This window comes from Paracraurococcus ruber (genome assembly GCF_004353985.1).
GTDB lineage: Bacteria > Pseudomonadota > Alphaproteobacteria > Acetobacterales > Acetobacteraceae > Paracraurococcus > Paracraurococcus ruber.
Genome location: NZ_SMOA01000224.1, coordinates 1 through 8,935, shown reverse-complemented (window position 1 = coordinate 8,935; position 8,935 = coordinate 1). Strand labels below are relative to the sequence as shown.

At 73.6% G+C, this 8,935-nt stretch carries 6 protein-coding genes; all 6 read left to right on the top strand.

Annotated elements, in window-relative coordinates; all coding sequences use genetic code 11:
* Positions 1 to 576 precede the first annotated feature (576 nt).
* The 6 genes from E2C05_RS24945 (at position 577) to E2C05_RS24920 (ending at position 8,874) form a co-directional block, all read left to right on the top strand.
* On the top strand, positions 577 to 2,166 hold the full coding sequence (locus E2C05_RS24945; protein WP_133222355.1) for a phytoene desaturase family protein: 1,590 nt from the start codon (positions 577 to 579) through the stop codon (positions 2,164 to 2,166).
* A gap of 125 nt (positions 2,167 to 2,291) precedes the next feature.
* Positions 2,292 to 3,893 carry a phytoene desaturase family protein gene (locus E2C05_RS24940; RefSeq protein ID WP_133222354.1) on the top strand — a complete coding sequence of 534 codons (1,602 nt, stop codon included), beginning with the start codon at positions 2,292 to 2,294 and terminating at the stop codon, positions 3,891 to 3,893.
* A 7-nt stretch (positions 3,894 to 3,900) separates the two neighbouring features.
* Entirely contained in the window at positions 3,901 to 4,716 is an 816-nt protein-coding gene (locus E2C05_RS24935) for a lysophospholipid acyltransferase family protein (protein ID WP_133222353.1), read from the top strand.
* Between the two features lie 61 nt (positions 4,717 to 4,777).
* On the top strand, positions 4,778 to 5,872 hold the full coding sequence (locus E2C05_RS24930; RefSeq protein WP_133222352.1) for a glycosyltransferase: 1,095 nt from the start codon (positions 4,778 to 4,780) through the stop codon (positions 5,870 to 5,872).
* Entirely contained in the window at positions 5,869 to 7,545 is a 1,677-nt protein-coding gene (locus E2C05_RS24925) for a squalene/phytoene synthase family protein (protein ID WP_133222351.1), read from the top strand. Before E2C05_RS24930 ends, E2C05_RS24925 begins: the two co-directional genes overlap by 4 nt.
* A gap of 114 nt (positions 7,546 to 7,659) precedes the next feature.
* Complete coding sequence (locus E2C05_RS24920) at positions 7,660 to 8,874, top strand: FAD-dependent oxidoreductase (RefSeq protein ID WP_133222350.1); 1,215 nt, start codon at positions 7,660 to 7,662, stop codon at positions 8,872 to 8,874.
* Positions 8,875 to 8,935 lie beyond the last annotated feature (61 nt).

The following is an 8,935-nucleotide window of genomic DNA, read 5'->3' as shown; positions in this document are numbered from 1 at the left end:
GGCCGGCGGCGCGGCGGGGCACCCCTGCGGGTCCGCTGCGCCGGCAGGCCCCCCCGCCGCGTGGCGGCCGGGACCCGGCTCCGCGCGGCGGGGCCAAAGCCTCTCCCACGCGGCGGGGCCAGGCCCCTCCCATGCGGCGGAGCCAGGCCCATCCCGGGCGGCGAAGCCAAAGTCTATCCCGTGCGGCGGAGCCAAAGCCCATCCCGTGCGGCGGAGCCGCAACGCCAGCCCCGCCACCGGCGCATGCAGCGTGGTTTGTAAGTCGCGCTTGACACTGCCATGTCAGTCCGGTGTCGGGAACCCGCTGGTCAACTCTCCTAAGCTCCGGTTTATTGCGACCGGGAACATGTGCGGATGGGCTTTCGCCCGTCCGGGAAGGGGGGATGGGCCGGTGCAGCTTGGCTCTTCCATGGCGATCGCAGGGCGGACCTGGACGGTGCCGGTGGCATCCGCCGGGCGGAATTGTGCGCCCTCGGGCGAATTCCGGCCTCGCCGCCGGGCGGCCCCCCTTCCCGAACAGGCCGCCGCCCGCATCTGCCGCAGACTGACCCGCCCGTGCAGGATCGACCGCCCTTCATGAATGCTCCGCTTGCTGCCCCGGCCCTGCAGGCCGCCCGGTCCCGCATCGCCATCATCGGCGCCGGCCCGGGCGGGCTGGCCGCCGCCATCCTCCTCGCGGCCAAGGGCGCCCAGGTCACCATCTACGAGAAGGACAAGGTCGTCGGCGGCCGCACCCGCACCATGGCGACGCCCGAGGGCTACCGCTTCGACCTGGGCCCGACCTTCTTCCTGTACCCGCGGGTGATCGCCGAGATCTTCGAGAGCGTGGGGACCCGGCTGGAGGACGAGGTGAAGCTGGTCCGGGTGGACCCGCTCTATCGCCTGTTCTTCGAGGACGCCGCCAGCGTCGACGCCACCGCCGACCCGGTGCGGATGGAAGCGGAGATCGCCAAGCTCTGCCCGCAGGACGCCAAGGGCTTCCGCCCCTTCATCGCCGAGAACCGCGCCAAGCTCGACGTCTTCCGCCCGGTGCTGGAGAAGCCCTTCGAGTCGATCTTCCGCTTCCTCCACCCGGAGGTGCTGAAGAGCCTGCCGCTGCTGCGGCCGCACAGCACGGTGGACCGGGACCTGGCGCGGCATTTCAGCCACCCGCTGGTCCGCCTCGCCTTCTCCTTCCAGACCAAGTACCTGGGGATGAGCCCGTTCCGCTGCCCCAGCCTGTTCACCATCCTCAGCTTCCTCGAATACGAGCACGGGATCTGGCATATCGAGGGCGGGGTCGGCTCCATCTCGGAGGCGATGGCGCGGGTCGCGCGGCAGCTCGGCGTCGACATCCGGCTGGACACGGCGGTGGAGCGGGTGAGCGTCGCCGGCAAGCGGGCCCATGGCGTGCAGGTGGGCGGCCGGCACATCCCGGCCGATGCCGTGATCATGAATGCCGATTTCGCCCATGCCATGCCGCGGCTGGTGCCGGAGGCGGTGCGGCCGCGCTGGAACGACCGCAAGATCGAGACGGCGCGCTATTCCTGCTCGACCTTCATGCTCTACCTGGGGATCGAGGGATCCTACCCGGACCTCGCGCATCACACGGTGATGCTGTCCAAGGGCTATGAGCGGAACATCCGCCAGCTCGAGGACGGGGTGGTCCCGGACGAGCCGAGCCTCTACCTGCACAACCCCAGCATCCTCGACCCGACCATGGCGCCGCCCGGGCATTCGGCGCTGTACCTGCTGGTGCCGGTGCCGAACATGCGGGACAGCGCGGCGCGCGGCGTGGACTGGGCGACGGAGACGCCGCGCTTCCGCAAGCTGGTGATGCAGCGGCTGGCGCTGCTCGGCCTGGGCGACCTCGAGGCGCGCATCCGCTACGAGAAGGTGGTGACGCCCGCCGACTGGCTTGGCGAATACGCGGTCGGCCATGGCGCCACCTTCAACCTGCGGCACGACCTGGCGCAGATGCTGTGTTTCCGGCCGCAGAACCGCTTCGGCGGCGTGCAGGGGCTGTACCTGGTGGGCGGCGGCACGCATCCCGGCAGCGGGCTGCCGGTGATCTACGAGGGCGCGCGGATCACCACCGCGCTGCTGTCGCGGGATCTGGGCCTGAAGCCCGGCCGGGCGGAGGCGGAACTCGCCGCCATGGCGACGGCGCTGCAGCCCGCGCGCTGAGCGCGGGGCGCCGGCGTCCTGGCGTCGGCGCCACGGCATCGCGCGCCGGGCCGGGGCGGCGGCGGCGCGCAAGAACAAGGGACCGCGCGGCGCCATCGGCGCGGCGCAAGGACGGGAGAGGGGTCATGGCCTCGCATATCGTGGTGGTGGGGTCCGGCCTTGGCGGGCTGGCGGCGGCGGCGACGGCGGCGGCGCGCGGGCATCGGGTGACGGTGCTGGACAAGAATCCCTGGCTGGGCGGCAAGGCGGCGGTGCTGAACCTGCCGGACCCGGAGCGGCCGGGCAGCAACCAGGGCTTCCGCTTCGACATGGGCCCGACCATCCTGACCGTGCCGCGGGTGCTGCGGCGGATCTATGCCGAGGCCGGGAAGGACCAGCAGCAGGAACTGCCGCTGATCCGGCTGGACCCGCAATGGCGCTGCTTCTTCGACGACAACACCCGCATCGACCTGCTGGAGAATGTCGAGGCCATGGCGCGCGCCATGGACCAGTTCGCCCCCGGCAGCGGCCAGGGCGAGGGCTATCGCCGCTTCCAGCAGGTGGCGGAGAAGCTGCACGAGGTGTCGGAGAAATTCTTCTTCTGGAAGCCGGTGGAGGGCATCACCGACACCATCGACATGAAGGCGAATTTCAACCCCGACACCATGCGCGACGTCATGGCGCTGCGCATGGGCAAGACGGTGGCGAAGGTCATCCGCGGCCATGTGCCGGATGCGCGGCTGGCGCAGATGCTGGACCATTTCTGCCAGTATGTCGGGTCGAACCCCTACATGGCGCCGGCGGTGCTCTGCTCGATCGGCGACATGCAGGCGACCGAGGGCGTGTGGTACCCGGTCGGCGGCACCCGCGCGGTGGCCGAGGGGCTGGCGAAGCTGACCGCCGAGCTCGGCGGCGACCTGCGCCCGAACACCGAGGTGACGGGCTTCGAGATCGAGAAGGGCGCGGTCCGCGCGGTGCGGACCGCGTCCGGCGAGCGGATCGCCTGCGACGCCGTCATCTCCAACATGGATGCCATCCGCACCTACAAGGAGCTGGTGGGCGGCGATCCCGGCCGGAAATACGCCAGGAAGGGCTACGAGCCGGCCTGTTCCGGCGTCGTGCTCTATCTCGGCCTGCGCAAGCGCTACGAGCATCTCGCGCATCACTGCTTCGTCTTCTCCCGCGATGCGGAGGAGGAGTTCGACGCGATCTACAAGCGCGGCGAGCCGGCGCCGGACCCGACCGCCTATCTCGCCGCGCCCTCCTGCTCGGACGACACGGTGGCGCCGGAGGGGGGCGAGGCGCTGTATGTGCTGGTGCACACGCCCTATCTGCGGCCGCACCATGACTGGTCGAAGATGTTCGCGCCGTACCGGCAGGTGATCCTCGACAAGCTGAAGCGCACCGCGGGCATGGAGGACATCGAGGAGCGGATCGTGGTCGAGCAGGCGCTGACGCCGGTCGACATCCATGAGCGCTACAAGGTGCTGAACGGCGCGATCTACGGGCTGGCGAGCCACGGCGCCTTCACCGGCGCCTTCAAGCCGGGCAACCGGTCCAAGGCGGTGAAGGGCCTGTACCTGTGCGGCGGGGCGGCGCATCCGGGGCCGGGCATGCCGATGGTGATGATGTCCGGCTGGATCGCCGCCGATGCCATGGACCAGGACCTGGGCGGCCGCGGCATGGGCAAGGAGGCCGACTGGGCCGGCCAGCGCGACGCGGTCCGCGCCCGCATGGCCGCCGAGTAGCCGCGCCATGGCCGCGCCGCGGGGATCGGAGGGGGCGTCGCCGGTCGCGCTGTTCTCGCCGGCGCGGTTCGGCTTCTTCCGCTTCATGTTCGCCGGCTTCGCGCGCAAGCATCTGCGCGCGGTGCGGGTGGCGCATTGGGGGCTGCCGGGGGCGGATGACGGGGCGCGGCCGCTGGTGGTCTATGCCAACCACCCGTCCTGGTGGGACGGCGTCGCCTTCATGCTGTACAGCACGGAGCTGTTCCCGGGCCGGCGCATGTTCATCCCGATGGAGGCGGAAGCGCTGACGCGCTACCGCTTCATGCGCCGCATCGGCGTCTTCGGGGTGGAGCAGAATTCGGCGCGCGGCGCGGTCGCCTTCCTGCGCACGGCGAAGGAGGTGCTGGGCGCGCCGGGCCACATGCTCTGGATGAACGCGCCCGGCCGCTTCATGGATGTGCGGGAGAGGCCGGTGCCGATGGCGCCCGGCCTGGTGCGGCTGGCGGAATATGCGCCCGAGGCGCGCTTCCTGCCGATGGCGATCGAGTACCCCTTCTGGGCCGAGCGGGCGCCCGAGATGCTGTGCGCGTTCGGCCCGCCGGTGGAAGGCCTGGCGGGGCTGGAGCGCGCGGCGCGCGGCGAGGCGCTGTCGCGCGCGTTGGAGGCGACGATGGACCGGCTGGCGGTGGATGCGATGGCGCGCGACCCGGCGCGCTTCCGCGACCTGCTGCGCGGCCGGGAGGGCATGGGCGGGGTGTATGAACGCTGGCGGCTGGCGCAGGCGGTGCTGCGCGGCAAGCCCTTCGACCCCCGCCACGACCCGAGGGTGGGGGGAAAGGCATGAAGACTCGCAAGAATGGATGCGGGGCTCGGGGGGAATACCTTCCCCCCGTTCTGTCGTCCTGATGGACTGGACCTGGCTTTGCCTGGGGTTGGCGGCGCTTCCCGCTGCGCTCGGCGCCCACAACCTGTGGCGCCTGCCCACGCTGTCGAAGACCTCGGCCGAAGGCGTCGTCTCCGTCCTCATCCCCGCCCGCAACGAGGCCGCGAATATCGAGGCCTGCGTCGCGGCGGCGCTCGCCTCCCGCGGCGTGGCGGTCGAGGTGGTGGTGATCGATGACGGCTCCACCGACGGCACCGCGGAGATCGTGCAGCGCCTGGCGGCGGACGACCCGCGGGTGCGGCTGATCGCGGCGCCGCCGCTGCCGCCGGGCTGGACCGGCAAGGTGCATGCCTGCGCCCGGCTGGCAGAGGCGGCGCGGGGCGACCGGCTGCTGTTCATCGATGCCGATGTGCGCCTCGCGCCCGGCGCGGCGGCGGCGATGGCGGCGCATGCGAAGGCGCGCGACCTCGCCATGGTCAGCGGCGTGCCGCGGCAGGTCATCGGCTCCCTGGGGGAGGCGCTGACGGTGCCGGGGATCAATTTCCTCCTGCTAGGCTACCTGCCGGGCGGCGGCCGGGCGGAATCGAAGCGGGCCGACATGGCGGCGGCCTGCGGCCAGCTCGTCCTGTGCGACCGGCCTGCCTATGAGGCGATCGGCGGCCATGGCGCGGTGCGGGAGGTGCTGCATGACGGGCTGGCGCTCGCCCGCCGCTTCCGGGCGGAGGGCCACCGGACCGAGGTGGTGGACGGCGCGCCCCTTGCCACCTGCCGGATGTACCACGGCTTCCGCGAAAGCTGGGCCGGCTTCCTGAAGAATGCGCGGGAAGGGATGGCGACGCCGCTCGGCCTGCCGGTCTGGACGGTGATGCTGGGCGGGGCGCATCTCTGGCCCTGGGCGCTGCTGCCGGAGATGCAGGCCTTCCTCGCCATCGCGCTGATGCTGGCGCTGCGGGCCGCCATCACCCTGCGGGTGCGGGAGCCCTGGTGGACCATCCCGCTGCACCCCTTCGGCATGCTGGTGGCGCTGGCGATCCAGTGGTGGGCCCTGGCGCGCTGGGCGGCGGGCAAGCCGGCGGGCTGGAAAGGCCGCGCATATCCCGCCACAAGGGCGGCATGAACGCACCGGTGAGAGTGGACGCGAGTCTGGCGGTCGCCGCGACCCCGACCCGCGACCATGACGAGGAGAATTTCCCCACCGCCTCCCTGCTGCTGGCCAAGCCGCTGCGGGCGAAGGTGATGGCCTTCTACCGCTTCGTCCGCGTCGCCGACGATATCGGCGACAGCCCGGACCTGGCGCCGGAGGAGAAGCTCCGCCGGCTGGACGCCATGGACCGGGCGCTGGACGACCCCGGCACCGCGGTGCCGGAGGCGGCGGCGATGCACCGCGCCATGGGCGGGGCCGGCGTGGGGGTGGCGGAGGCGCGGCTGATGCTCTCCGCCTTCCGCCAGGATGCGGTGCAGCATCGGTATGCCGACTGGGACGATCTGGTGGACTATTGCCGCCGCTCCGCCGACCCGGTCGGGCGGATGCTGCTGCGGCTGCACGGGGATGGCGCGAACGGGCCCGCCAATGCGGCGGCGGATGCGCTCTGCACCGCGCTGCAGATCCTGAACCACCTGCAGGACCTGGTGCCCGACCGCAAGGCGCTGGACCGCATCTACCTGCCCGAGAGCTGGATGGCGATCGCCGGCGGCGAGGCGGCCTTCTTCGACCCGGCGAACGGGGCGCGGCGGCGGGAGGTGCTGGACGCGGCGCTCGACCGGGTAGAGGAGCAGCTGGACCGCGCCGCCATCCTGCCGCGGCTGCTGCGGTCGCGGCGCCTCGCGGTGCAGTCGGCCATGACCATCGGCTGCGGCCGGCGCCTGCTGGCGCGGCTGCGCAGGGCCGACCCGGTGCTCGGGCGGGTGGCGCTGACGAAGATGGATTTCGCCGCCGCACTGGCCGAGGGGCTGCGGCTCGGCCCGCCGGACGCGCCGGTGGTGGCGGCGCGGGTGTCGCGGGCGGGCTCCTCCTTCGCGCGCGGCATGGCGGCGTTGAAGGGCGGGCGGCGGCGGGCGCTGTGGGGCGTCTATGCCTTCTGCCGGGCGGTGGACGACATCGCCGATGGCGCCATGCCGGAAGCGGAGAAGCGCCGCTTCCTGGCGGACTGGCGGCGGAAGCTCGACGCGCAGGATTGCGTGCTGTCCCGCGAGCTGGCCTGGGCGCGGGCGGAATACGGCGTGCCGCTGGCCGAGTGCGAGGCGATGATCGCCGGCATGGAGACCGACAGCGCCGACCGGCTGCGGCTGGAGACGGAGGCCGATCTCGACCTCTATTGCCGCCGGGTCGCCGGCAGCGTCGGCGCGATGAGCGTGCGGATCTTCGGCGCGCCAGAGGCGGAGGGGTTCGGCCTGGCGCTGGGCCACACCTTCCAGCTGACCAACATCCTGCGCGACGTGGACGAGGATGCGCTGCGCGAGCGGGTCTACATCCCGCGCGACCTGCTGGCCGCGGCGGGCATCCCGGACGGGCCGGCGCAGGAAATCGTGGCCCATCCGGGCTTCGCCGCGATCTGCGAAAGGCTGGGCGAGCGGGCGCGGGCCGGCTTCGCCGCGGCGGAGCGCGACATCCGCCAGTACGACCCGCAGGCCCTGCTGCCGGCGGCGGTGATGATGTGGGGCTACCGGCGGCTGCTGGACCGCTTGCTGGCGCGCGGCTGGCAGGCGCGCGGCACCCGCCCGCGCCTCACCACCGGCGAGAAGCTGCGCATGGCCTGGATGGCGCTCGGTTCCGGCAAGGCCCGTGGCTAGGGCGGTTGCAGGCGGGCTTCGCCCCCGGGCGGCGGGTGCGGGGAGGTCGGGTCACCCGGTCGCGCCATCCGCGGTGGCGACCACCCGGGGCCGTCCCGCAGGTCGCCTGCCGCGATGACGATGCATGTCGTGGGCGGCGGCGTCGCCGGCCTGGCGGCGGCGGTCGCGCTCGCCGATGCCGGCCGCGTGGTGGTGCTGCACGAGGCCGCGCCGGTGGCCGGCGGCCGCTGCCGCGCCCTGCCGGATGGCACGGACAACGGCACCCATGCCCTGCTCGGCGCCAATGCCGCGGCGCTCGGCTTCCTCGACCGCATCGGCGCCCGGGCCGGCTGGGTGGAGCCGGAGCCGGATGGCCTGCCGGTGCTGGACCTGCGCGACCACCGGGCCTTCCGCGTCGCGCTCTCGCCCTTCGGCTGGGTGGACCGCGCGCTGCGGCCGCCCGGGCTGGCCGGCGGGGCGCTGCTGGCGCTGGCGCGGCTGGCCATTCCCGGGCGCGACCGGGCGGTGGGCGCGGCCATGGCGGCGCACCCGGAATTCCATCGCGGCTTCGTCGACCCGCTGGTGATCGCGGCGCTGAACACGCCGAGCGAGGAGGCCTCCGCCAACCGCCTCGGCGCCGTGCTGCGGCGGCTGGGCGGGCGCGGCGCGACGCGGCTGTTCGTCGCGCGGGACGGGCTGGGGCCGGGCCTGGTGGCGCCGGCGCTGGCGGCGCTGCAGGCGGCGGGCGGCACGGTGCGCTTCGGCGCCCGGCTGCGGCGGCTGGTGACGCAGGGCGGGCGGGTGCAGGCGCTGGATTTCGGGGAGGATGCGATGGCGCTCGGCCCCCGGGACGCCGTGGTGCTGGCGACCCCGCCCTGGGAGAGCCAGCGGCTGCTGCCCCACCTGGACGTGCCGGCGGCGCATGCGCCGATCGTCAACCTGCACTATGCCCATCCCACGCCGGGGCCGGTGCGCTTCATCGGCATGCTGGACGCGCTGTGCCAATGGGTGCTGGTGCGGCCGACGGGCGTCGCCGTCACCGTCAGCGCCGGCGATGCGGCGGCGCGGGAGGAGGCGGAGACGCTGGGCCCGCGCGCCTGGGCCGAGTTGCGGGAGGCGGCGCTGGCCTTCGGCGTTGCGGGCGACTGGCCGGCGCAGGCGCCGCCCTGCCGCGTGGTGAAGGAACGCCGGGCCACGCCGCGCCACGCGCCCGGCCCGCCGCTGCGGCCGAAGCGGCTGCCGCTGGCCAACCTGGCGCTGGCGGGCGACTGGACCGATCCGGTGCTGCCGGCGACCATCGAGGCCTCGGTGCGCAGCGGCCAGGCGGCGGCGAAGGCGCTGCTGCGCTGAGCGCGCGGCCCGGCCAGCGGCGCCGGCGGCGGCTTCCGCCGTGGCGGGGATGGGCGCGGCG